This is a genomic window from Variovorax sp. SG517, from assembly GCF_013376045.1.
In the GTDB taxonomy this organism is placed as follows: Bacteria; Pseudomonadota; Gammaproteobacteria; order Burkholderiales; family Burkholderiaceae_C; genus Variovorax.
On record NZ_JABMJG010000002.1, the window covers coordinates 566,342 to 587,410 of the forward strand.

At 68.2% G+C, this 21,069-nt stretch carries 22 protein-coding genes; 14 read left to right on the plus strand and 8 right to left on the minus strand.

The features are described 5' to 3' along the window. Positions 1-24 precede the first annotated feature (24 nt). The 5 genes from FHT32_RS08135 to FHT32_RS08155 are packed head-to-tail and all read left to right on the plus strand — an operon-like array spanning position 25 to position 6,537. Positions 25-1,188, plus strand: a complete 1,164-nt coding sequence (locus tag FHT32_RS08135) for an efflux RND transporter periplasmic adaptor subunit (RefSeq protein WP_176664124.1) — start codon at positions 25-27, stop codon at positions 1,186-1,188. Then, positions 1,181-4,276 (plus strand): efflux RND transporter permease subunit, encoded by a 3,096-nt coding sequence (locus tag FHT32_RS08140; RefSeq protein ID WP_176664125.1) that lies wholly within the window; start codon positions 1,181-1,183, stop codon positions 4,274-4,276. The genes FHT32_RS08135 and FHT32_RS08140 overlap by 8 nt, the downstream gene beginning before the upstream one ends. A 13-nt stretch (positions 4,277-4,289) precedes the next feature. Beyond that, positions 4,290-5,804, plus strand: coding sequence for an efflux transporter outer membrane subunit (locus FHT32_RS08145; protein WP_176664126.1), 1,515 nt, complete (start codon positions 4,290-4,292; stop codon positions 5,802-5,804). Beyond that, positions 5,801-6,181, plus strand: a complete 381-nt coding sequence (locus FHT32_RS08150; protein WP_176664127.1) for a RidA family protein — start codon at positions 5,801-5,803, stop codon at positions 6,179-6,181. Before FHT32_RS08145 ends, FHT32_RS08150 begins: the two co-directional genes overlap by 4 nt. After that, positions 6,178-6,537, plus strand: coding sequence for a hypothetical protein (locus FHT32_RS08155; protein WP_256098920.1), 360 nt, complete (start codon positions 6,178-6,180; stop codon positions 6,535-6,537). Before FHT32_RS08150 ends, FHT32_RS08155 begins: the two co-directional genes overlap by 4 nt. On the opposite strand, the gene FHT32_RS08160 is transcribed toward FHT32_RS08155, so the two are convergent. The 6 genes from FHT32_RS08160 to FHT32_RS08185 form a co-directional block, all read right to left on the minus strand. Continuing rightward, positions 6,501-7,574: a phospholipase gene (locus FHT32_RS08160; protein WP_176664128.1), complete on the minus strand. Its 1,074-nt coding sequence runs from the start codon at positions 7,572-7,574 to the stop codon at positions 6,501-6,503. The genes FHT32_RS08155 and FHT32_RS08160 overlap by 37 nt on opposite strands. Continuing rightward, on the minus strand, positions 7,571-7,984 hold the full coding sequence (locus FHT32_RS08165) for a type II toxin-antitoxin system VapC family toxin (protein ID WP_176664129.1): 414 nt from the start codon (positions 7,982-7,984) through the stop codon (positions 7,571-7,573). Before FHT32_RS08165 ends, FHT32_RS08160 begins: the two co-directional genes overlap by 4 nt. Before the next feature lie 7 nt (positions 7,985-7,991). After that, positions 7,992-8,249, minus strand: coding sequence for a type II toxin-antitoxin system Phd/YefM family antitoxin (locus FHT32_RS08170; protein WP_176664130.1), 258 nt, complete (start codon positions 8,247-8,249; stop codon positions 7,992-7,994). Positions 8,250-8,315: 66 nt separating this feature from the next. Continuing rightward, positions 8,316-10,691, minus strand: a complete 2,376-nt coding sequence (locus tag FHT32_RS08175; RefSeq protein WP_176664131.1) for a Tex family protein — start codon at positions 10,689-10,691, stop codon at positions 8,316-8,318. An 81-nt stretch (positions 10,692-10,772) separates the two neighbouring features. Further along, positions 10,773-11,777, minus strand: a complete 1,005-nt coding sequence (locus FHT32_RS08180) for a sensor histidine kinase (RefSeq protein WP_176664132.1) — start codon at positions 11,775-11,777, stop codon at positions 10,773-10,775. An 8-nt stretch (positions 11,778-11,785) separates the two neighbouring features. Further along, positions 11,786-12,580 (minus strand): response regulator transcription factor, encoded by a 795-nt coding sequence (locus FHT32_RS08185; RefSeq protein WP_176664133.1) that lies wholly within the window; start codon positions 12,578-12,580, stop codon positions 11,786-11,788. Positions 12,581-12,963: 383 nt separating this feature from the next. On the opposite strand from FHT32_RS08185, the gene FHT32_RS08190 reads away from it, so the two are divergent. The 7 genes from FHT32_RS08190 (at position 12,964) to FHT32_RS08220 (ending at position 18,032) form a co-directional block, all read left to right on the plus strand. Beyond that, positions 12,964-13,653 carry a hypothetical protein gene (locus tag FHT32_RS08190; protein WP_176664134.1) on the plus strand — a complete coding sequence of 230 codons (690 nt, stop codon included), beginning with the start codon at positions 12,964-12,966 and terminating at the stop codon, positions 13,651-13,653. A 78-nt stretch (positions 13,654-13,731) separates the two neighbouring features. Then, positions 13,732-14,589: a hypothetical protein gene (locus FHT32_RS08195; RefSeq protein ID WP_176664135.1), complete on the plus strand. Its 858-nt coding sequence runs from the start codon at positions 13,732-13,734 to the stop codon at positions 14,587-14,589. Between the two features lie 16 nt (positions 14,590-14,605). After that, complete coding sequence (locus tag FHT32_RS08200) at positions 14,606-14,935, plus strand: hypothetical protein (RefSeq protein ID WP_176664136.1); 330 nt, start codon at positions 14,606-14,608, stop codon at positions 14,933-14,935. A gap of 65 nt (positions 14,936-15,000) precedes the next feature. Continuing rightward, on the plus strand, positions 15,001-15,507 hold the full coding sequence (locus FHT32_RS08205) for a hypothetical protein (RefSeq protein WP_176664137.1): 507 nt from the start codon (positions 15,001-15,003) through the stop codon (positions 15,505-15,507). 56 nt (positions 15,508-15,563) lie between these two features. Continuing rightward, positions 15,564-15,926, plus strand: coding sequence for a GIY-YIG nuclease family protein (locus tag FHT32_RS08210; RefSeq protein ID WP_176664138.1), 363 nt, complete (start codon positions 15,564-15,566; stop codon positions 15,924-15,926). Positions 15,927-16,041: 115 nt separating this feature from the next. After that, positions 16,042-16,608, plus strand: coding sequence for a DUF2239 family protein (locus FHT32_RS08215; protein ID WP_176664139.1), 567 nt, complete (start codon positions 16,042-16,044; stop codon positions 16,606-16,608). Positions 16,609-16,658: 50 nt separating this feature from the next. After that, a complete protein-coding gene (locus FHT32_RS08220) occupies positions 16,659-18,032 on the plus strand; it encodes an MATE family efflux transporter (protein WP_176664370.1) in 1,374 nt (457 codons plus the stop codon). 24 nt (positions 18,033-18,056) lie between these two features. Here FHT32_RS08220 and FHT32_RS08225 read toward each other — a convergent pair whose 3' ends face one another. Next, a complete protein-coding gene (locus tag FHT32_RS08225) occupies positions 18,057-18,533 on the minus strand; it encodes a VOC family protein (protein WP_176664140.1) in 477 nt (158 codons plus the stop codon). Between the two features lie 166 nt (positions 18,534-18,699). Here FHT32_RS08225 and FHT32_RS08230 point away from each other — a divergent pair, with 166 nt between their 5' ends. Then, positions 18,700-20,022: a serine hydrolase gene (locus FHT32_RS08230; protein WP_176664371.1), complete on the plus strand. Its 1,323-nt coding sequence runs from the start codon at positions 18,700-18,702 to the stop codon at positions 20,020-20,022. Here the strand turns inward: FHT32_RS08230 and FHT32_RS08235 are convergent. Further along, entirely contained in the window at positions 20,007-20,345 is a 339-nt protein-coding gene (locus FHT32_RS08235; protein ID WP_176664141.1) for an antibiotic biosynthesis monooxygenase family protein, read from the minus strand. The two genes, FHT32_RS08230 and FHT32_RS08235, sit on opposite strands and share 16 nt — an antisense overlap. A gap of 124 nt (positions 20,346-20,469) precedes the next feature. Here FHT32_RS08235 and soxR point away from each other — a divergent pair, with 124 nt between their 5' ends. Continuing rightward, a complete protein-coding gene (gene soxR, locus FHT32_RS08240) occupies positions 20,470-20,943 on the plus strand; it encodes a redox-sensitive transcriptional activator SoxR (RefSeq protein WP_176664142.1) in 474 nt (157 codons plus the stop codon). Positions 20,944-21,069 lie beyond the last annotated feature (126 nt).

Genomic DNA, 21,069 nt, shown 5'->3' on the forward strand with positions numbered 1-21,069 from the left:
CCGTCCCGCGAGATCCGTATCGCGATGAAGAAGAAATCCCTCTACCAGATCACCCCCGCGCGCATCGTCTTCGGCGTGATGACCTGCGCGGCCCTGTGCGTCGACTCCTTCGACGGCGCCGCCCATGCAGCCACCACGGTGGCCGCCGCCCCCGCGCCGTTGCTGGTGCGCCAGGGCAACCGTCTGAGCGTGCCCGCCGGCTCGCCGCTGCGCGACCGGCTGCTGGTCGCCACCGTCGGCCAGGACACGCTGCCGCACGAGGTGAGCCTGCCCGCCACGGTGGAAGCCAACCCGGCGAGCACCGTCAACATCCTGCCGCCGCTGACCGGCCGGCTGCTCGAGCTCAAGGTGCGCCTGGGCGATACCGTCAAGCGCGGCCAGGTGCTCGCCACGATGAGCTCGCCCGACCTCGCGCAGGCCGTGGCCGATGCCCAGAAGGCCCGCGACGCGCTCGACCTGGCTCAGCGCGCGCTGGTGCGTGCGCGCGGCGTGAACGAGGCCGGCTCCAACGCCGCGAAAGACGTGGAAGCGGCCCAGAGCGCCGTCGCCCAGCAGACGGCCGAACTGCGCCGCAGCGAGGCGCGCCTGCGCAGCCTGGGCGCGGACGGCGGAGGCACCCAAACCGGCCAGGCCGGGCAGGTGCTGAAGATCGTCGCGCCCGCCTCCGGCACGGTCACGGCGCTGAATGCGGCCGCCGGCTCGAACCTGAACGACGCCAACGCGGTGCTGATGACGGTGTCGAACCTGGATTCGGTCTGGGTCACGGTCAACGTGCCCGAGAGCGCCGTGGGCACGGTCGCGCCCGGGCAGAACGTGGTGGTCACGCTGGCCGCCTACCCGGGCCGCAGCTTCAGCGGCAAGGTCGCCTTCGTGAGCGCGGTGCTCGACGCCGACACGCGCCGCGCCCGCGCGCGCATCGTGTTCCCGAACCCCGACGGCATCTTCAAGCCCAACATGTATGCGACGGCGGTGCTGGGCGTGCCGCAAGGCGCGCAGCCGCAGGTGCCGTCGTCGGCATTGCTGATGAACAACGACAGCGTGAGCGTCTTCGTCGAGGCCGAGCCCTGGACCTTCGTGCGCCGCACGGTGGAGCTGGGCCGGGAAGACGGCGACAAGGTCCGCATCCGCAGCGGCCTGGCCGCGGGCGAGCGCGTGGTGGTGCGTGGTGGTGTGCTGCTGAATGATTAACCTCATCATCACCCAGTTCTTCCGCCGCAGGCACCTGGCCTGGGCGATGTCGGTGGCGCTGGTGCTCTTCGGCGCGTGGTCTTGGACGCAGATGACCGTGGAGGCGTACCCCGACCTCGGCGACGTCACCGTGCAGGTGACCACGCAGGTCAACGGCCTGGCCGCCGAGGAGATCGAGCAGCAGATCACCACGCCGCTGGAGCGCGCACTGAGCAATACGCCGGGGCTGGCCTCGATCCGCTCGAGCAGCACCTTCGGCCTCTCGCTGATCACGCTGACCTTCAAGGACGGCACCGACGACTACTTCGCCCGCCAGCGCGTGACCGAGCGCATCGGCCAGGTCAGCCTGCCCACCGGTGCGCAGCCCGGCCTGGGCCCGGTGGCTGGGCCGGCCGGCGAAATCTATCGCTACACGCTGGAGTCGGACACCAGGAACCTGATGGAGCTGTCGGAGCTGCAGCGCTGGAAGGTGATTCCCGCGCTCAAGCAGGTGGCCGGCGTGGTCGACATCAACAACTTCGGCGGCTTCACCCGCGAGTTCCAGCTGGAACTGGACCCGGCGCGCCTGCAGAAGTACGGACTGGTGCTCAACGACGTGGTTACGGCCATCAACAACAACAGCGCCAACGCCGGCGGTGGCCGCATCGCGCGCGGCGACCAGAGCTACGTGGTGCGCGGCATCGGCCAGATCCGCACGCTGGACGACCTGGGTTCCGTGGTGGTGGCGCAGAGCAGCGGTTCGCCGGTGCTGGTGCGCGACCTCGGGCGGCTGCAGTTCGGCCACCAGGAGCGCGGCGGCATCCTCGGCAAGGACACCAACCCGGACACCATCGAGGGCATCGTGCTGATGCTCAAGTACGAGAACCCCTCGCGCGTGCTGGAAGGCGTGCACAAGAAGATCGACGAACTGCAGGCCGAGCTCGCGCCCATAGGCGTGAAGATCGTGCCCTACATCGACCGCGACGACCTGGTGAAGCTCACCGTGGACAAGGTGACGCACACTGTGCTCGAAGGCATGGCGCTGGTTTGCTTCGTGCTCATTCTTTTCCTGGGCAGCCCGCGCAGCGCGGTGGTGGCGGCGGTGGCCATTCCGATGTCGCTGGTGACGGTGTTCATCGTGATGCACTTCACCCGCATGCCGGCCAACCTGTTCTCGCTGGGCGCGATCGACTTCGGCATCATCGTGGACGGCGCCATCGTGGTGATGGAGGCCATCCTGCGGCGCCGCGAAGAAGAGCCGCACGCCACGCTCACCGAGGGCAACATCCTCGAGACGGTGAGCCATGTGTCGGGGCCGATCTTCTTCGCCACGCTGATCATCATCACGGCGTACTTTCCGCTCTTCGCCTTCGAGCGCGCCGAGGGCAAGCTGTTCAAGCCGATGGCCTTCACGGTCGGCTACGCGCTGGTGGGGGCCCTGCTCTGCGCGTTGACGCTCATTCCCAGCCTGGCCTACGTGGCGCTGCGCAAGCCGAGCAAGCCCTTCGTCAACAAGCCGCTGGTGTGGCTGACCGGCGCCTACCGCCGGGTGCTGGCGCGGCTGCTGGAGCTGCCGGCCATCGCCTACGGTCTGAGCGTGGCGGCGCTGGCAGCGGTGGTGGTGCTGGGTGCCACGGCCGGGCGCGAGTTCCTGCCCGACATCGACGAAGGCGCCTTGTGGCTGCAGGTGCAGCTGCCCTCGGGCCTGTCACTGGACAAGGCCAGCGAGATGGCCACCGAGCTGCGGCACGTGCTGCTCGAATACCCCGAGGTCTCGTACGTGGTGACGCAGCTCGGCCGCAACGACGACGGCACCGATCCGTGGACGCCCTCGCACATGGAGGTACCGGTGGGCCTCAAGTCGTACGGTGAATGGCCGGCCGGCGTGAAGAAGGCCGACTTCGTGCGCACGCTGACCGAGCGCTTCGCGCGCATGCCGGGCTTCGACGTGGGCATCAGCCAGCCGATCATCGACGGCGTGAACGACGCCGTGGGCGGCGCGCACAGCCCCCTGGTGCTGCGCATCTATGGCGACGACCTGAAGGAAAGCCGGCGCATCGGCAACCAGATCGTCGACCTGCTCCAGACCGTGCGCGGCACGGCCTCGGCGTCGCTGTTCCAGGAGCCGCCGATTCCGCAGGTGGTGATCCAGCTCAACCGCGAGGCGGCGGCGCGCTTCGGCGTGAACGCGAACGACGTCGCCAACCTGATCCAGACAGGCATCGGCGGCGCGCCCGTCATCACCGTCTACTCGGGCAACCGCACCTACAACGTGTCGGTGAAGATGCCCAAGAGCGCCAAGGGCAACACCGAAGCCATCGGCGCATTGCTGCTCAACAGCTCCAGCGGCGCAAAAGTGCCGCTCGCGCAGGTGGCCGACATCCGGCTGCAGACCGGCGAAAGCACGATCTCGCACGAGATGAACGAGCGCCAGATCACCGTGCGCGTGGACAACCGCGACCGCGACCTGGCCTCATACCTCGACGAGGCACGCGACCGCATCGCGAAGGAAGTGAAGTTCGACCCGGCGAAGTTCCGCCTGCAGTGGGCCGGCCAGTTCGAGAACCAGCAGCGCGCGCAGGCGCGGCTTGGGGTCTCGCTGGCCATCGTGGTCGGCATCATGGCCGTGCTGCTGTTCTTCCAGTTCGGAAAGATCCGGCAGGTGGCGCTGATCCTGGGCGTAGTGCCGATGGCCACGCTGGGCGGGCTGATCGCGGTGCACGTGGCGGGCGAAACGCTCAACGTGGCCACTGCCGTGGGCTTCATCGCGCTCTTCGGCGTGTCGATACAGAACGGGATCATCATGGTTGCCAACTTCCGCCGCGTGCGCGGCGAAGGCCTGGCGCTGCAGGCCTCGGTGCTCGAAGGCGCGACCGAGCGGCTGCGGCCGGTGCTGATGACGGCCACGGTGGCCTCGGTGGGCATGCTGCCCGCCGCCCTGGCAACCGGCGTGGGCACCGACGTGCAGCGCGGCCTGGCGACCGTGGTGGTCGGCGGGCTGGTGGTGTCGACGCTGCTCACGCTCTTCATCCTGCCCACGCTGTACTTCGCGATGGAACGCCTGTTCGAACGCAAGGGCTGGGGCACGCGCTCGCGGCGCGACCGGTAAGGGGAACAGAGAAATGAAAAAGAAGACGAACCTGGCGGCGCCCATCCCGGCTGGCATCACGGCCGGCATCGCGGCGATGCTGCTGGCCGGCTGCGCGGTCGGCCCCGACTACGCCCGCCCGCAGCTGGACCTGCCCGAACGATACACGGCTGAGCCACCCACGAGCGAGGCCGCCGAGGGCGTGCCGCTCGCACACCTGTCGAGCGATGTGGACGTGCCAGCCCAGTGGTGGCAGGCCTTCCGCAGCGAGCCACTGAACGCGCTGGTCACCCAGAGCCTCGCCGGCAACCCGACCATCGAGGCGGCCGACGCCGCTCTGCGCGCCGCACAGGAGAACGAAGCCGCCGACCGCGCCGCCTTCTGGCCGAGCGTGGCGCTGGGCTATTCGCCCACGCGGCAGCGCGTGGCCAGCGCGGTAGCGAGCCCGGTGTCGTCCAACGCGAGCCTCTACACGCTGCATACGGCGCAGGTGACGGTGTCGTACACGCCTGACGTGTTCGGCGCCACCCGCAGGCAGGTGGAAGGCGCGCAGGCCAACACCGAACTGCAGCAGTTCCAGAGCGTGGCCGCAAAGCTCACGCTCAGCAGCAACGTGGTGACCGCCGCCATCACCGAAGCCTCTTTGCGCGCGCAGCAAGCCGCCACGCTGAAGATCATCACGGGCCAGAAAGAGGTGCTGCAGGCCTATCGCAGGCAGCTGGCGCTGGGCCAGGCGGCGCCAGCCGACGTCGATGCTCAGGAGGCCGCGCTGGCCGCCACCGAAGCGACGCTGCCGCCGCTCGACCGGCAGCTGGCGCAGCAGCGCAACCTGCTGGCCACGCTGGCCGGCCGCTTCCCGAGCCAGGGCGTGGAGGCGCGCTTCGATCTCGACGCCCTGCAGCTGCCGACGGAGCTGCCGCTGACCTTGCCTTCCAGCCTGGTCGAGCACCGCCCCGACGTTCGCGCGGCCGAGGCGCAGCTGAAGTCGGCGAGCGCCGCCATCGGCGTGGCGGTGGCCGCACGGCTGCCGAACGTGACGCTGGGCGTGAATTCGTACGGCTCCTCGGCCTACCGGCTGGCGGATCTCTTTAAGTCGTCCTCGCTCTTCTGGACGGTGGCCGCGAGCGTGACACAGCCCATCTTCGACGGCGGCGCGCTCAAGCACCGCGAGGCCGCCGCGCGTGCTTCCTTCGATCAAGCCGCCGCGCAGTACCGCGCGACGGTGCTCGCCGCCTTCCAGGACGTGGCGAACACGCTCGAAGCCATCGACGCCGACACCCGCGCGCTTCAGGCGGCCGTGAAGGCCGAACGAACGGCCTCGCAAAGCCTGGCGCGCACGCGGGCGCAGGTGCGGCTGGGCGATGCCAGCGCGCTTTCGCTGCGCATTGCCCAGCAGGCACAGCAGCAGGCGCTGCTCAACCTGGTGCAGGCCCGCGCGCTACGGCTGACCGATGCGGCCGCCCTCTTCCAGGCGCTGGGCGGCGGCTGGTGGAACGCGCAGCAAGCCGCCATCGTCTCGTCTTCCTCCAAATCTCCCGCATCGCCATGAACATCATCCGCCACGACATGGGCCCCCGCTTCAGCGAGATGGTGACCGTCGACCTGGGCGCCGCACGCCTGCTGTACCTCTCGGGCCAGGTGGCCGAGAACTCGTCGCTCGACATCACCGGGCAGACGCGCGAGATCCTCCATCACATCGACCGCCTGCTCGCCACGCAGGGCGCCACCAAGCAGGACCTGGTGAGCGTGACGATCTACCTGCGCACCGTGGGCGACTACGCCGCGATGAACTCGGTGTGGGACGAATGGGTGCCAGCGGGACACACCCCGGCGCGCGCCACGGTGGGAGCGAAGCTGATCGACTCCGAGTACCGCGTCGAGATCCAGGCCACGGCAGCGATCGCAGCGACAGGGCCGGTGCCATGATGCGACTGTTCCTGCTTGGGGTGCTGATGCTGGGCGGCTGCTCGTCCTTCGATGCGCATTCCTTCGACCGCTCCGCCGGCTGGCGCGCTGCCGAGGTCGTCAGCGTCGGGCGCGCGGACGAGCTTGCCGCCACGGCCGATCGCGATTGCGGCTCGGACGGCGGTGCCGCGGCGCCCTATGCCGTCGTGCGCTACCGCAACACAGGCGTGCACAGCCGCTCGCTAGGCACCGGGCGCTGGCCTGCAGGCGCCCGGCTCAATGTCGGCGATGCGGTGGAAGTGAACGTGCTCGACTGCGCCGTGCCCCTGGCGCTGCCGGGTCAGAGCGGCAGCAGCTCCGGCACGCCGTCGCGCTGAAGCCAGCCCTCGAACTCGTCGGAAAGCCGCCGCGCCTCGCGCGTGGCGCGGCCCCATGCGGCGATGCGCGCCTGCGCGTCGTTCGCGAAATGGATGAAGTCCTTGCGGTCGGGCAGCTTGCCGTTGGGCAGTGACCGAACCCATTCCGAGTCGGGCGCAAGCACCACCATCCGGTCGAGAAAACCGCTGGCCTTGTGGCGCCAGCGCAGGCCCTTGTCGAGCCAGCCCGGCACCACCGCCTGCTGGAAGTGCGGGTACAGCACGATGCCTTCGTCGGCCGGCTGGTAGTCCAGGTGTAGGTGGTAGTCGGTGATGCCGCCGTCCCAGTAGGCGCCGCGCGGCGCGCCGGGGATGTCGTGCACCGCCGCCAGCAGGAACGGGATGGAGCACGAGGCCTGCAGCACCATGTTGAAGTTGGCCTCGCTCAGCGCATGCTGGCGCGTGCGGAAGTCACGTGTGGCGAAAGGCAATGGCGCGCCGGGCGTGGAGAACACGCAGCGCTCCAGCCACGCGCCCAGGCTCTTGCGGTGCAGGCTGTTGGTGGCGAAGGCGCCCAGGTAACCCACCGGCGTGCGCGCCCTGCCCTCGCGCCCCAGGATGTGCCGGCCGCGCGACGTCACCACATGCAGTCGGTAGCGCGGATGGCTCAGCACCTCGGCGATGCGCCCGCCGTAGAACGATTCGAGGCTCTCGGCGAAGCGCTCGCTGAGCTGGCTCGGACTGAGCTTCTTCTGCCCGGGCGGCACCTCAAACTGCTGGTGCACGTAGTCGTGCTCGAAGCGCTCGAAGGCGGAATCGGGATCCGACAGGCAGGCCGTCGACAGCCGCCACGCGCCGATCGACGCGCCCACCAGGTGCACCTGCTGGCTCGACTGCGGCAGCCAGCGCCCGAAGATGAAGCGGTCGAGCGGCCCGAGGATCAGCCCCTTCGGTCCGCCCGCCGCGCCGGGAACGGTGCGCACGTCCTGCGGTCGCAGGCCATGCTGCTCGATGTGCTTGCGGGCCGCAGGGCCGGCGTAGATGCGCAGGGCTTTCATGCCTTCGCCTGCTCGAAAGGATTCAGAACCTCGACGCCGAATCCGGCGAAGTCGCTGACGTTGCGGGTCACCACTGTCAGCGCGTGCTGCCTGGCGGTGGCGGCGATCATCGCGTCCTCGTACAGCGTGTCCGAACTGCGATGCATCAGCTTCGCCCAGAGCCTGAAGGTTTCCGCATCCATGGGCAGGACGTTGTACGAGGCGGCAACCATGGCCGCCCATTGCTCGATCTCGTCGGCCTTGGCTGCGTCCTGCTCGCGCGTGAGTTCGATGCCGGCCTGGATCTCTCCGAGCGTCACCGCCGAGAGATGCAGGTCGCCGTCCGCGATGGGGGCGATCCACGCGAGCACCGCGCCATGCGGACGGGGCCTGCGGAGTTCGGAAATGACGTTCGTGTCCAACAGGTACATGCCGACCTCAGCGCATCGGGGTGACGCGGCGCCTGCGAGCGCTACCCCGCTGAGGGACGAGAAATTCGGTGCGGGCTTCTTCCGAAAGCAGCAGATCCTTGAGCGACGGCTTGGCGCTCGCGTGCAGGCGCCGCCACTCAGCAGCCGGAACGAGCACGGCTGCTTCGGCGCCGCGCTTCGTCACCATCTGAGGCCCGTCGACCAGGCAAGCCTCCAGGAATTCACTGAAACGCGCCTTGGCGTCTTGAACCGGCCAGGTTTTCATGGCGGATCACCCATTCATAACTAGTTAGATGACTAGTTTAATGGGCAATCGTTCTTTCAGCCGGACTTACTTGCGAAGCCCCTGCAGCTTGGCGAAGGCATTGGCCATCTGGCCGGCCGGTTGCGGCGAGCTGTCGCGGCGGCCGTGCTGCTGCTGGCCGCGTCCCGCCCCTTCGAAGCGGTTGTCGCGCGGCCCGTCGCGGCGTGCGGGGGCGGCGTCGAGCTTCATCGACAGGCCGATGCGCTTGCGGGCCACGTCCACTTCCATCACCTTGACCTTGACGATGTCGCCGGTCTTCACGACCTCGCGTGCGTCGTTCACGAACTTGTGGCTCAGCTGGCTCACGTGGACCAGGCCGTCCTGGTGCACGCCGAGATCGACGAAGGCGCCGAACTGGGCCACGTTGCTCACGGTGCCTTCGAGCACCATGCCCTCCTTCAGGTCGGCGATGTCTTCCACGCCGTCGTTGAAGCGCGCCACCTTGAAGTCGGGGCGCGGGTCGCGGCCGGGCTTCTCGAGTTCGCCCAGGATGTCCTTGACGGTGATCACGCCGAACTTCTCGTTGGCGAACAGCTCGGGCTTCAGCGTCTTGAGCATGTCGGCGCGCCCCATCAGCTCGGTGATGGGCTTGCCGGTCTTGACGATGATCTGCTCGACCAGCGGATAGGTCTCGGGGTGCACGCCGGTGATGTCCAGCGGGTCGGCGCCGCCGCGGATGCGCAGGAAGCCCGCGCTTTGTTCAAAAGCCTTGGGGCCAAAGCCGGTCACGTCCAGCAGCTGCTTGCGGGTGGAGAACGCGCCGTTGGCTTCGCGCCAGCGCACCACCGCCTTCGCCACGCTGGACGACAGGCCCGACACGCGGCTGAGCAGCGGCACGCTGGCGGTGTTGAGGTCCACCCCGACGGAGTTCACGCAGTCTTCCACCACGGCCTGCAGCGTGCGCGCGAGCTCGCTCTGGTTCACGTCGTGCTGGTACTGGCCTACGCCGATGCTCTTTGGGTCGATCTTCACGAGCTCGGCCAGCGGGTCCTGCAGGCGACGCGCGATGGAGGCGGCGCCGCGCAGGCTCACGTCCACGTCGGGCATTTCCTGCGAGGCGAATTCGCTGGCGGAGTACACCGAGGCGCCGGCCTCGCTCACCACCACCTTGTCGACCTTCAGTTCGGGCGCGCCGGCCTGCGCGGCCATCTTGGCCAGCAGCTTGATGAGGTCGGCAGCTAGCTTGTCGGTCTCGCGGCTGGCGGTGCCGTTGCCAATGGCGATCAGGTTCACGCCGTGCTTGGCGCACAGCTTGCCCAGGGTGTGGAGCGAGCCCTCCCAGTCCTTGCGCGGCTCGTGCGGGAACACGGTGGCGGTCTCGACCAGCTTGCCGGTGGAGTCGACCACGGCCACCTTCACGCCGGTGCGGATGCCGGGGTCCAGGCCCATCACCACGCGCGGGCCGGCGGGCGCGGCCAGCAGCAGGTCGCGCAGGTTGTCGGCGAACACCTTGATGGCGACCTTCTCGGCGTCTTCGCGCAGGCGGGTGAACAGGTCGCGCTCGGTGGACAGCGCCAGCTTCACGCGCCAGGTCCAGGCCACGCACTTGCGGATCAGGTCATCGGCCGGGCGGCCCGAATGGCTCCAGCCCAGGTGCAGCGCGATGCGGCCTTCGGCGATGCTGGGCTTGCCCGGTTCGGGCTCCACGGGCAGCACCAGCTTGGCGTCGAGGATCTCGAGCGCGCGGCCGCGGAACACGGCCAGCGCGCGGTGCGAGGGCACGCGGCCGATGGGCTCGTCGTATTCGAAGTAGTCGCGGAACTTGGCGACGTCGGCGTTGTTCTCGTCCTTGCCGGCCATGAGGCTGGAGCGCAGCAGGCCCTCGTTCCAGAGCCATTCGCGCAGGCTCTGCACCAGCGCGGCGTCTTCGGCCCAGCGCTCGGAAAGGATGTCGCGCACGCCGTCGAGCACGAGCGGCACGGTGGAGAAATCGGGGCCCGGCTTGCCGTCGTCGAGCGTGGTGGCGGGCTGCAGGAAGGCCTTGGCTTCCACGGCGGGGTCGAGCGTGGGGTCGGCCAGCAGCTTGTCGGCCAGCGGCTCGATGCCGAACTCGCGGGCGATCTGGCCCTTGGTGCGGCGCTTCTGCTTGAACGGCAGGTAGAGGTCTTCGAGTTCCTGCTTGGTGGGCGCCAGCTCGATGGCGGCGCGCAGATCGGGGGTCAGCTTGCCCTGTTCGTCGATGGCCTTGAGCACGGCCACGCGGCGGTCTTCGAGTTCGCGCAGGTAGGAAAGACGCGCTTCGAGTTCGCGCAGCTGGGTGTCGTCGAGGCCATCGGTGGCTTCCTTGCGGTAGCGGGCGATGAATGGAACCGTGGCGCCTCCGTCGAGCAGTTCGACGGCGGCCTTCACCTGGTTCTCGCCGACCTTGATCTCGACGGCGAGCTGGCGAATGATTTTCTGCATGTCTTGAGCGCGTCCCTGGCAAAGCGCGGGAGTTTGCCATAGGCGGGAACGGCATCCGCGCCGGGTCGCCCGGCGGGCGTGTTACAGCATGCTTTCGTGTTCGGGCCGTGCTTCGGGCTGCTGCGGCGGCTGGCCAGCCGCCTCGCAGGGCACCACCAGCCGCACGCACAGGCCGTGCGGCGCCACGGGAGAGATGTCGAGCTCGGCACCGATCGCCTCGGCGCGCGAATGCATGCTGCGCAGCCCCTTGCCGAGGCTTTCGGGAAAGTGCCCTTCCCCGGCCGGCAGGCTGCCCGGCGCGCCCAGCCCCCGGCCGTTGTCCCGCACTTCGAGCGACATCGCCCGGCCGCGCTGCTGCGGCTCCACGCGCAGCTCGACGCGGGTCGCACGGGAGTGGCGCAAGGCGTTGGACAAGGCCTCCTGCGCCACGCGGCAGACCTGTGACGCGGTTTCAGTCGGCATGGGGAAGGTTTCGGAATCGGGCGAGACGCTCCAGTCGAGCGCGATGCCCATGCGCTCGAACGCGGGCCTCAGCCGGTAGCGCAGATGGCCCAGCCGCTCGACCACGGTGCTGTCGCCCTGGTCGTCCAGGTCGTCCACGGTCATCTGCAGTTCGAGCAGGCAGGCCTGCAGCGCCATGGAGAGGCTGTCGGACCCGCCCGACCTGGGGTCCTGGCTGGCCAGCAGCGCCACCAGCCTGGAGCCGACGCCGTCGTGCAGGTCGTTGGCGATGCGGCGGCGCTCGGCCATCACCGCCTGGGCCTGGCGGCAGCGCGATGCGCGCCGCTGCGAGAAATACCAGATGCCCAGGATCATGCCCAGCACCAGCACGTTGACCACCTGCAGCGCCCAGAAGGTGAACGGCATGTCCTGCGCCATGACCGTGATGGCCGACCCCGCCCTGATGACCTGCGCGGCAACCGGCGTCAGGTGCAGCGCGCCGGCCAGCGCGGCCCACATCAGCAGCCGCCGGCGCGAGACGCGCGAGTAGAGCCACGTCAGCAGCAGGAGCCACGAGCCGATCGACAACCACACGAACTGGTCTTCCAGAATGTGCGGAAGCTGAAGCACCTGCGGCGCGAGCATGGCATGCCCTACAGGAGTCCCCGGTGGGAGGCGAAGCTCACGGCCTGCGCGCGGGTATGGGCGTGCAGCTTGCGATAGATGTTCTTGACGTGCGCGTTGACCGTCTGGGCGCTGATGGTGAGCTGCAGCGCGATCTCCTCGGTCACGTAGCCCGTTGCTACAAGTCGCAACACTTCGCGCTCCCGGGTGGATAACGTGGCCTTGCTGTCCGGCGGGCGCACCGGGTTCACGTTGGAGCGCTTGTGGTCGAGGTGCACGAGCAGCCGGCGGGCCAGCCGCGGCGTGATGGCGGCGCCCCCGTTCACCACCTGCAGCACGGCCTGCGCATAGCTCTGGAACCACGCGTTCTTGACGAGGTAGCCTGAAGCTCCGAGCTCGAAGGCATGCAGCACCTGGGGTTCGTCCTCGAGCGCGGAGATGACGATGATCTCGGCCGCGCTGCGGTGGCGCTTGGCCTCCTCGATCAGCTCGAATCCGCTGCCGTCGCCGAGGCGGATGTCGACCATGAGAACGTCGAATTCATGCTGCATCAGCAGCCGGCGTCCCTCGCGCAGGGTACCGGCCTGGCCCTCGATCTGGATGCGCAGGTCGCCCAGCAGTTCCTGGGCGATGACGCGACGCACGAAGGGGTCGTCGTCCACCAGCAGGACGCGTACTGGTTTGGTTTGCTGCCCTGTAAGGAAATCGGGCCACGGGAGGGTATCGGCGGAGGGAGCGAGGAGCCCTCCGAACTGCCCCGGGTTCGCATATTTCCTAGACCCATTCCCTGAATCTGTCAACGAAATGTCGAGATCGCTTTCCATTTCAGCCCCTTTGTGACAACAGGTTCACCTTGTTCGTGACGAAAAGTTAATCCATTTCCATTCAGATTTTTGGTTTCAGTTTTTTTGATTACTTTGGTTGCATTCTGTTTCGATTCGAGACTGCTGTCCATCGGAAGTTGTACTTTTCCCTTTGTCCCGGCACGTAAAGATGTCCTCCGGGTCGCTCGCGGGAGGGGCTGGAACACGCCTTTCGCCATAGCCTCCCTCTACCCAGCACTGGGCATTCTTCATTCGCTTCCCCGCCAAGAAACTGCATCCCGGTCGACGCGGAAACCACTTCAGCCCCCGCTTCTGACCGTCAGCTGATGGCCGGATGCTCCGGCGATCGGGTTCGTTTCACCACCATCTCTCGAGGAAGCATCATGAAGAAGACTCTCATCGCCATCGCAGTGGTCCTGGTAGGAAGCGTCGCCTCTGCCACGAGCACCACGGCCCTTGCCGCCACCAGCACGACGACCGGCTCTTCCAGCTCGGCCGGCTCGGTGGCAGCCAGTTCCGGCACGGGCAGTGCACTGAGCTACAACGCGGCAAATTCCAGCTCGTCGGCCTCGGCCAACGCGGGGGGCGGCGCCGTGAGCTTCCCGGGCCTGCGCATCGGCGGCGCCACCGCCAGCGGCACGGCAACGACCCAGGGCAGCGTGACCAGCATGGCCGTGACGACCGGCAACGGCCTCGCGACGGGCGGTGCCAACGCCCAGGCCAATGCAGGCGCATCGGCCAATGCCAACTACAGCGCGGGCGGCCCGAACTCGGTGAGCGGCAGCGCCGGCGGTACCGCCTCCTCCACCACCAACAACACGGCGGCAACGGCCGCCGGCCCCGGCGGCGGCATTGCCATCGTGACGCGCACCTCCGGCACGACGTCGGGCTTCAGCGCCTCCTCGGGCGCCATCAACGGCTTCATCAACGGCACCACCACCTCGGCCACCGCGGGCTCCACCGGCGGCTCCTTCGGCGTGACCAATGTCAGCTTCGGCAATGCCGGCGGCTTCAGCAACGGCGGCGGCACCGGCGGCCTGGCCGGCGCCGGCTCGACGGCTTCGGCACCCTGAGCTTCACCGGCATCCGGTTGTTGCATTCGGAAATGGGGAGGGGTGCGCCCCTCCCCCGCCACCAAAGGAGTCGAGAAAATGAAAAAACTTATCGTCCTGGCCTTGCTGGGCCTGTCCGCGGGCGCGATGGCGCAAACCACGGCGGGCGGAGCCAACAACCAGTCATCGAGTTCGGCCACCACCTCGGCACAGGGCAACAGCCAGGCCGTGAACTTCAACACCACCAACCCGTCGACGGTGACCCAGAACGTCAACAGCAGCGGCGCGACGACCAGCACCATCGACTACCGCGGCAGCTACACCATCAAGAACGTGCCGTCGGTCAACGGCCCCAACCTGACGACCAGCAACGACACCTGCATGGGCAGCACCAGCGCCAGCGCGAACGGCCCGGGCGTCGGCCTCAGCTTCGGCACCACCTGGACGGACGAGCACTGCAAGCGGCTGAAGATGAGCCGCGAGCTCTGGAACAAGGGCATGAAGGCTGCCTCGCTCGCCATGGACTGCATGGACCCCGCGGCCTTGGCCGCCCTGGAGATGACGGGCACGAAATGCCCGCAGTCGATGACGGCGGAAGAGCGCGTCTCGGCCTACGGCCCGCAGGCATCGGCCAGCGGTGCGCCGGCCTCGCCGCCTCGCCCGGTGGCCGCCGCGCCTGTCGCACCTGTCGTGCCAGCCGCGCCTCCTGCATCGCCGGCGATCGTGCCCGCTTCGGCCGCCCCGTTGCCGCCGCCACCGGCTCCCGTCGCCGAGGCGGCGCCGCAGCAGGTGGCCGCCGCGCCCGTTGCCGAGCAGGAGCCGCTCGCAGTGACGACCCCGGTCGCCAGCGCGACGGTGACGCCGATCGACCCGCGCGACGCTGCCGCCATCCGCGCCGCGCACCTGCTCGACGGCCGGTTCGACGACGGCCCCGGCCCGCGGACGGTTCCGCAATGACCGCGCGGAGCCTGAAATGACCAGGACCGTACTTCTCCTCTGGCTGGTGGCCTGCTGCGCGACGACGGCGGCCGCGGCCGCTTCCGTCGCGCAGCCCACGCTGCGCGTCGAGCGGATGAACATGGGTAGCGGCCTTCAGAACGCACGGGGTACCGAGAATGCGGAAGCGGTAGGCTCCCTGGGTGTGTGGCACGTGCCGCAGTACATGCCGGGCTACCCCACCGCGGCGACGATCTGGCCGCGCGTGATCGTGATCCAGTGCACCAGCGACCTGTGCGCCGGCTACGAGGTCACGCCGGAGATGGGCCGCGGCGAATACCTGTTCTTCGTGCCCGCCGGCAAATAGACGGGCAGGCGTGGCGGGCAGACTGGGGATGGGGGGACGGGGCCGCGTTGCCTTACGCTAGCGGGATGCCCACATTCCCGCGCGTCTTGCGCGCCCTGCTCCGCGCCATCGGCACCGCGCTGGTCGTTCCGCTGCTGCTCTTCGAGGAATGGGGCTGGGAGCCGCTGGCCGCGCTCGCGGCCCGGCTGTCGCGCCTTCCCTTCTGGGCCGCTCTCGAAGAAAGGCTTCGGCGCCTGCCGCCCTGGGGCGCGCTGCTGGCCTTCTTCGTTCCGGTGCTGTTGCTGCTGCCGGTGAAGGTGCTGGCGCTGTTCCTGTTCAGCCGGGGCCATGCCGCCACCGCCCTCACCGTGCTGGTGCTGGCCAAGCTCGTGGGCACCGCCATCGTCGCGCGGATCTTCCAGCTGGTCGAAGGGCCGCTGATGCGCATTCCCTGGTTTGCCCGCTGGTATCCCCGATGGAAGGCGTGGAAGGACCACGTGCTCACCATCGTGCGCCAGAGCCGCCCCTGGCGCGTGGTGCGGGCGCTCAACCGGCGGATCGCCCGCGGCTGGCGGCGGTTGAGGGAAGGTTGAATGAATTTACCCGGGTTATATTGCGATTCTTATTTAACCCGGGTAATATAAGAAGAATGAACCTCTCCACGGAAAGCCGCCGCGCCCTCGTGCGGCAATACAAGGAAACGCCGCGCCCCGCAGGCGTCTACGTCATCCGCAACGGCTCGAGCGGCCGCGTCTACGTGGGCGGAAGCCTGGACGTCGAAGGTGCGATGAACCGCGCGCGCTTCGAGCTGAACATGCGCAGCCACCGCAGCAAGGCGCTCGGGCAGGACTGGATCGCGCACGGCGCAGGCCATTTCAGCTTCGAGGTGATCGACCGCGTCAAGGAGCGCGAAGACCCCGCCTTCGATCGAAAGGCTGAACTCGAAAGGCTTCTTTCGCTCTGGCAGGAAGAGCTGCAGTGCTTCGGGCCGAAGGGCTACAACACGCGTTGAAACATGCACCGGGCACCCATGCGACACATGGCGAAGAGATGACGCGCACCAAAGCGCGGCAGCGAGTAGATTACGCACCTCGTTTCGCTTGGTACCCCCAGGAACAAACACCCGAATGTCATCCGACACCCCCACCACCCTGACCGTTTTCTTCGGCTTCCAGCGCGTCGCACAGGGCAGCAAGGCCGAAGTGCTCGACCAGCTGCGCCGCCGCGACGATCCCGGCCCCTATCTCGTGTTCGACGACCAGACCGGCGCGCAGCTCGACCTCGACATGCGCGAGCTTCCGCCCGAGCTGCGCGACCACGAAACCGAGCATCGCGACGATGCCCCGCGCGGCGTCGGCCGTCCCAAGCTCGGCGTGGTCGCGCGTGAAGTCACGCTGCTGCCGCGCCACTGGGACTGGCTCGGCCGCCAGCCCGGCGGCGCCTCGGTCGCGCTGCGCAAGCTGGTCGACGACGCCCGCCGCGTGAACGCGGAGCGCGACATCGTGCGCGCCGCACAGGAAGCCGCCTACCGCTTCATGACCGCCATCGCGGGCAACCTGCCGGGCTTCGAGGAGGCCACGCGCGCATTGTTCGCCGGCGAGGAGCAGCGCTTCGCCAACCTCATAGAAACCTGGCCCGCGGACGTGCGCGCCCATCTGCAGAAACTGTCGGCCGCCGGCTGGCGCACCCAATGAGAACGACAACCGAGACAACAGGGTCCGGCGGCGCCGCCGACCCGAGCGGAATGCAAGGCGTGCCCGTGGCGCCGGTCAACGCGCCAAGGCCTCTGTGGAAGGTCTTTCTTTTCTTCCTCGCGCCGATGTTGCTCAGCAACATCCTCCAGTCGCTCTCGGGCACGCTGAACAACGTGTACGTGGGGCAGATGCTCGGCGTGGGCGCGCTGGCGGCGGTGTCGAGCTTCTTCCCGGTGATGTTCTTCTTCATCGCCTTCATCATCGGCCTGGGCGCCGGCGCCTCGGTGCTCATCGGCCAGGCCTGGGGCGCGCGCGACGTCGCCAAGGCCAAGGCCGTGGCCGGCACCACGCTCACCGTCGGCGTGCTGATGGGGCTGGTGATCGCCGTGTTCGGCGGCGCGTTCACCACGCCGATGCTGGCCGCGCTGGGCACGCCGCCCGACGTGCTGGCCGACTCCACGCGCTACGCCCGCATCATGCTGATCGCGATGCCGGGCGTGTTCGTCTTCCTGCTGGTCACCGCCATGCTGCGCGGCGTGGGCGACACCGTCACGCCGCTGCTCACGCTGCTGATCTCCACGCTGATCGGGCTGGTGGTCACGCCCGCGCTCATCCGCGGCTGGGGCGGCCTGCCGCAGCTCGGCGTGGCCAGCGGTGCATGGGCGTCGGTGCTGTCGTTCGCGGTGGCGACGACCTGGCTGGGCTTTCGCCTGCGCCAGCGCAAGAGCCCGCTCGCGCCCGACGCGCAGTTCATGCGCAACCTGCGCATCCAGCCGCAGCTGCTGAAGGCCGTGCTGCGCATCGGCGTGCCCACGGGCGTGCAGATGATCGTGGTGGCGCTGGCCGAGGTGGTGCTGCTGTCGATGGTCAACGGCTTCGGCTCGAACGCCACGGCGGCCTATGGCGCCGTGAACCAGGTGGTGGCCTACGTGCAGTTCCCGGCCATCTCCATCGCGATCACCGCGTCGATCCTCGGCGCGCAGGCCATCGGCGCGGGCCGGGCCAACCGGCTCGGCGCCATCGCGAAGACGGCGCTGCTGATGAACCTGGTGCTGACCGGCGGACTGGTGCTGCTGGGCTACCTGTTCTCGCGGCCGCTGATGGGCTTCTTCATCACCAGCGCGCCGGTCATCGAGATCGCGCAGACGCTGCTGCACATCATGCTGTGGAGCCTGGTGGTCTTCGGCATGGCCTCGGCGCTGTCGGGGATCATGCGCGCCAGCGGCTCGGTGCTGGTGCCGACGCTGATCTCCATCTTCTGCATCCTGGGCGTTGAGGTGCCGGTGGCATGGGTCATGAGCCACCGCATCGGCCTCGACGGGATCTGGGTCGCCTACCCGGTGACCTTCGGCGCGATGCTGCTGCTGCAGACCGCGTACTACCAGCTGGTCTGGCGCAAGAAGTCGATCCGCCGGTTGGTGTAGTCGCCGCGCCCTTCGACCGTTTTCCTACTTGCCGTCGAAGGCGCGCTGCACCTCGGCAAGGTCGAGCTTGACCATCTTCATCATGGCCTGCATCGCCCGGTTGGCCTTGGCCTCGTCCTTGTCCTGGAACATGCGGATCATGGCCATAGGCGCGACCTGCCATGAGACGCCGAAACGATCGGTGAGCCAGCCGCACTGCACCGGCTCGCCGCCGCCTTCGAGCAGCCTGTCCCAGTAGTAGTCGACCTCGGCCTGCGTTTCGCAGGGCACGAACATCGAGATGGCCGGGTTGAACTTGTATTGCGGGCCGCCGTTGAGAACCATGAACTTCTGCCCGTCGAGCTCGAAGGTGGCGGTGAGCAGCGAGCCCTTGCGCTCGGGGTTGGCGTCGCCCCAGAGCAGCGTGTCGGTGACGCGCGAATTCGGAAAGATGCTGCTGTAGAACTTCAGCGCCTCCTCGCCGTTGGTGTCGAACCAGAGACAGGGAATGATCTTCTGCATGGGGTCTCCTTTGTTCAATGATGAACCTGAGAGTTCAGTATCGAAGCACCAGGAGAGCCTTGTCAACCTGTGCCACAGCTGTCAGTGGGAAGTTCCCATGCGCCGATGCGGGCCACAATGCCCGATGCCTGACCCGATCCCGAACCACTCCAGGCGCCGCAGCGCGATGCTCGCGGGCCTCATCGCCTCCGCCCTCGCATCGGCTTTGGCAGCGCACGCGGCCGACGCTGCAGCCTTTCCCGATGCTGCCGCCAGCGACCCCGCCACGCTGGGCTGGATGACCGGATCACCGCCCCCCGCCGACCGCACGCTGCGCTTCGAGGACGGCAGCTACTTCCGGTTTCCGGAGATGCGCTGGAGCGTGTCGAACTTCCGCCAGCTGATGCCGACGATGAACGTCTCGCGCGGCCTCGGCGCCCCTGCCATCGTGCCTCAGGCCCTGCGCAGGGACATCGATGCGCTCGGCTTCACGCCCATCGGCGCGACCGAGCCAATGAGCTGGGAACAGTCGCTCGCCGCCACCTACACCGACGGCATCGTTGTGCTGCATCGCGGGCGCATCGTCTACGAGCGCTATTTCGGCGTGCTGAAGCCGGACGGCCAGCATGGCGCGATGTCGGTCACCAAGTCGGTGGTCGGCACGCTCGGCGCGATGCTGGTGGCCGAAGGCACGCTCGACGAGCGCAGCACGGTGGCCGACTACGTGCCCGAGCTGTCGAAATCCGCCTTCGGCAACGCCACCGTGCGGCAGGTGCTGGACATGACCACCGGCCTGAAGTTCAGCGAGGACTACGCCGATCCCAATGCCGAGGTCTGGGCCCATGCGCAGGCCGGCAATCCCTTGCCGAAGCCCAAGGACTACACAGGGCCGCGCAGCTACTACGAGTTCCTGCAGACGGTGCAGCCCGAAGGTCGCCACGGCGAGGCCTTCGGCTACAAGACCGTCAATTCCGACGTGCTGGGCTGGGTGATCGCGCGCGCCACCGGGCGCAACGTGGCACAGCTGCTGTCCGAACGCATCTGGAGCCGCATCGGCGCCGAGCAAGACGCGTACTTCACCGTCGATTCGATCGGCACGCCCTTCGCCGGCGGCGGCCTGAACACCAGCCTGCGCGACCTCGTGCGTTTCGGCGAGCTGCTGCGCAACGACGGCCGCTTCCAGGGCCGGCAGATCGTGCCGAAGGCGGCCATCGACGACATCCGCCGCGGCGGCGACAAGGCCGCCTTCGCCAAGGGCGGCTATCCGCTGCTGCAGGGCTGGAGCTACCGCGACATGTGGTGGGTCACGCACAACGACCATGGCGCCTACATGGCGCGCGGCGTGCATGGCCAGCGCATCTACATCGACCCGAAGGCGCAGATGGTGATCGCGCGCTATGCCTCGCACCCGGTGGCCAGCAACTCGGCCAACGACCCGATCACGCTGCCGGCCTTCGAGGCACTGGGCCGGCACCTGCTGTCGCAGGACAAGCCTCAGGCGATCCGGTAGAAGCCCTGGTCGGGCCGCACGCCCGCGTTGCTGGTGAACGCCACGGGGTCGAAGCCCTCTTCGGCGAACTTCTTCTTCACGAACTCGGCGGCCGAGGCCACGGCCTGCTCGTCGGCCCATTCGACCAGCGTCAGCACGTTGAATTCGCCGTTGCCGCCGGTCTGGTCGAGCACATGGGCACGCAGGCAGCCCGGCAGGGCGCGCAGCGTCTGCTGGATGCGCCGCATCTGCGCGATGAATTCGGCGCGCACGCCGGCCGGCACGACGAACTTGTCGACGCGAAAGACAGGGCCGGATGCGGAAACGGTGGCGTTGTTCGACATGAAGCGGATTCCTTGAAGAGAAGAAAGAAGAAAGAAAAAAGCGCACGGGACCGGCGCGCTGGAAGTTATTCTCAAACCTCAAGTAAACCTGAGGTCAAGCGCTTTCAAAGCTTTTCTCTTCCCCATGAACGAAGCATTGCAAAAAGCCGGCATCTCCCCTGCGCTCACCGTCGGCGAGGTCGCGCGCCGCAGCGGCGTCACCGTGGCCACGCTGCATTTCTACGAGGCGCAGGGGCTCATCGACAGCACCCGCACCGCGGGCAACCAGCGACGCTATCCACGCACGGTGCTACGGCGCGTGGCTTTCGTGCGGGTAGCCCAGAGGGTAGGCATTTCGCTTGCCGAGATCGGCGCCGCACTGGCTACCCTCCCCGCGTCCGCCGCGCCCAGCCGCGAGGATTGGGCCCGGCTCTCGGCCTCGTGGCGTGCCGAACTGGACGAGCGCATGACGCAGTTGCAGAAGCTGCGCGACACCCTCGACGACTGCATCGGCTGCGGCTGCCTGTCGATCGACCGCTGCAAGCTGCGCAATCCGCTCGATCGGCTCGGCGCCGAGGGCCAGGGGCCGCAGCGGCTGCTGGTGAAACGAGGCGCCTGAAAAAACCAGGCGCCCGCGCCGAAGACACTCCGCCAGCGAGAGGTCTCGGCCGCATTGACCGCGCACGCCTGCGGCCGCAGGCGCCAAAGATAGTGCGTCGCCACGAAGGCAGAATGGAAAAAACAA

Excerpts from the sequence above, each read along its gene's own strand:
- FHT32_RS08200 (WP_176664136.1), top strand. The coding sequence starts at position 14,606 with ATGACCAGGACCGTACTTCTCCTCTGGCTGGTGGCCTGCTGCGCGACG.
- FHT32_RS08230 (WP_176664371.1), top strand. The coding sequence starts at position 18,700 with ATGCTCGCGGGCCTCATCGCCTCCGCCCTCGCATCGGCTTTGGCAGCG.
- FHT32_RS08185 (WP_176664133.1), bottom strand. The coding sequence starts at position 12,580 with ATGGAAAGCGATCTCGACATTTCGTTGACAGATTCAGGGAATGGGTCT.
- FHT32_RS08145 (WP_176664126.1), top strand. The coding sequence starts at position 4,290 with ATGAAAAAGAAGACGAACCTGGCGGCGCCCATCCCGGCTGGCATCACG.
- FHT32_RS08215 (WP_176664139.1), top strand. The coding sequence starts at position 16,042 with ATGTCATCCGACACCCCCACCACCCTGACCGTTTTCTTCGGCTTCCAG.
- FHT32_RS08165 (WP_176664129.1), bottom strand. The coding sequence starts at position 7,984 with ATGTACCTGTTGGACACGAACGTCATTTCCGAACTCCGCAGGCCCCGT.
- FHT32_RS08135 (WP_176664124.1), top strand. The coding sequence starts at position 25 with ATGAAGAAGAAATCCCTCTACCAGATCACCCCCGCGCGCATCGTCTTC.
- FHT32_RS08220 (WP_176664370.1), top strand. The coding sequence starts at position 16,659 with ATGCAAGGCGTGCCCGTGGCGCCGGTCAACGCGCCAAGGCCTCTGTGG.
- FHT32_RS08225 (WP_176664140.1), bottom strand. The coding sequence starts at position 18,533 with ATGCAGAAGATCATTCCCTGTCTCTGGTTCGACACCAACGGCGAGGAG.
- FHT32_RS08155 (WP_256098920.1), top strand. The coding sequence starts at position 6,178 with ATGATGCGACTGTTCCTGCTTGGGGTGCTGATGCTGGGCGGCTGCTCG.
- FHT32_RS08190 (WP_176664134.1), top strand. The coding sequence starts at position 12,964 with ATGAAGAAGACTCTCATCGCCATCGCAGTGGTCCTGGTAGGAAGCGTC.
- FHT32_RS08180 (WP_176664132.1), bottom strand. The coding sequence starts at position 11,777 with ATGCTCGCGCCGCAGGTGCTTCAGCTTCCGCACATTCTGGAAGACCAG.
- FHT32_RS08175 (WP_176664131.1), bottom strand. The coding sequence starts at position 10,691 with ATGCAGAAAATCATTCGCCAGCTCGCCGTCGAGATCAAGGTCGGCGAG.
- FHT32_RS08195 (WP_176664135.1), top strand. The coding sequence starts at position 13,732 with ATGAAAAAACTTATCGTCCTGGCCTTGCTGGGCCTGTCCGCGGGCGCG.
- FHT32_RS08235 (WP_176664141.1), bottom strand. The coding sequence starts at position 20,345 with ATGTCGAACAACGCCACCGTTTCCGCATCCGGCCCTGTCTTTCGCGTC.
- FHT32_RS08160 (WP_176664128.1), bottom strand. The coding sequence starts at position 7,574 with ATGAAAGCCCTGCGCATCTACGCCGGCCCTGCGGCCCGCAAGCACATC.
- FHT32_RS08150 (WP_176664127.1), top strand. The coding sequence starts at position 5,801 with ATGAACATCATCCGCCACGACATGGGCCCCCGCTTCAGCGAGATGGTG.
- FHT32_RS08210 (WP_176664138.1), top strand. The coding sequence starts at position 15,564 with ATGAACCTCTCCACGGAAAGCCGCCGCGCCCTCGTGCGGCAATACAAG.
- FHT32_RS08140 (WP_176664125.1), top strand. The coding sequence starts at position 1,181 with ATGATTAACCTCATCATCACCCAGTTCTTCCGCCGCAGGCACCTGGCC.
- FHT32_RS08205 (WP_176664137.1), top strand. The coding sequence starts at position 15,001 with ATGCCCACATTCCCGCGCGTCTTGCGCGCCCTGCTCCGCGCCATCGGC.
- soxR (WP_176664142.1), top strand. The coding sequence starts at position 20,470 with ATGAACGAAGCATTGCAAAAAGCCGGCATCTCCCCTGCGCTCACCGTC.
- FHT32_RS08170 (WP_176664130.1), bottom strand. The coding sequence starts at position 8,249 with ATGAAAACCTGGCCGGTTCAAGACGCCAAGGCGCGTTTCAGTGAATTC.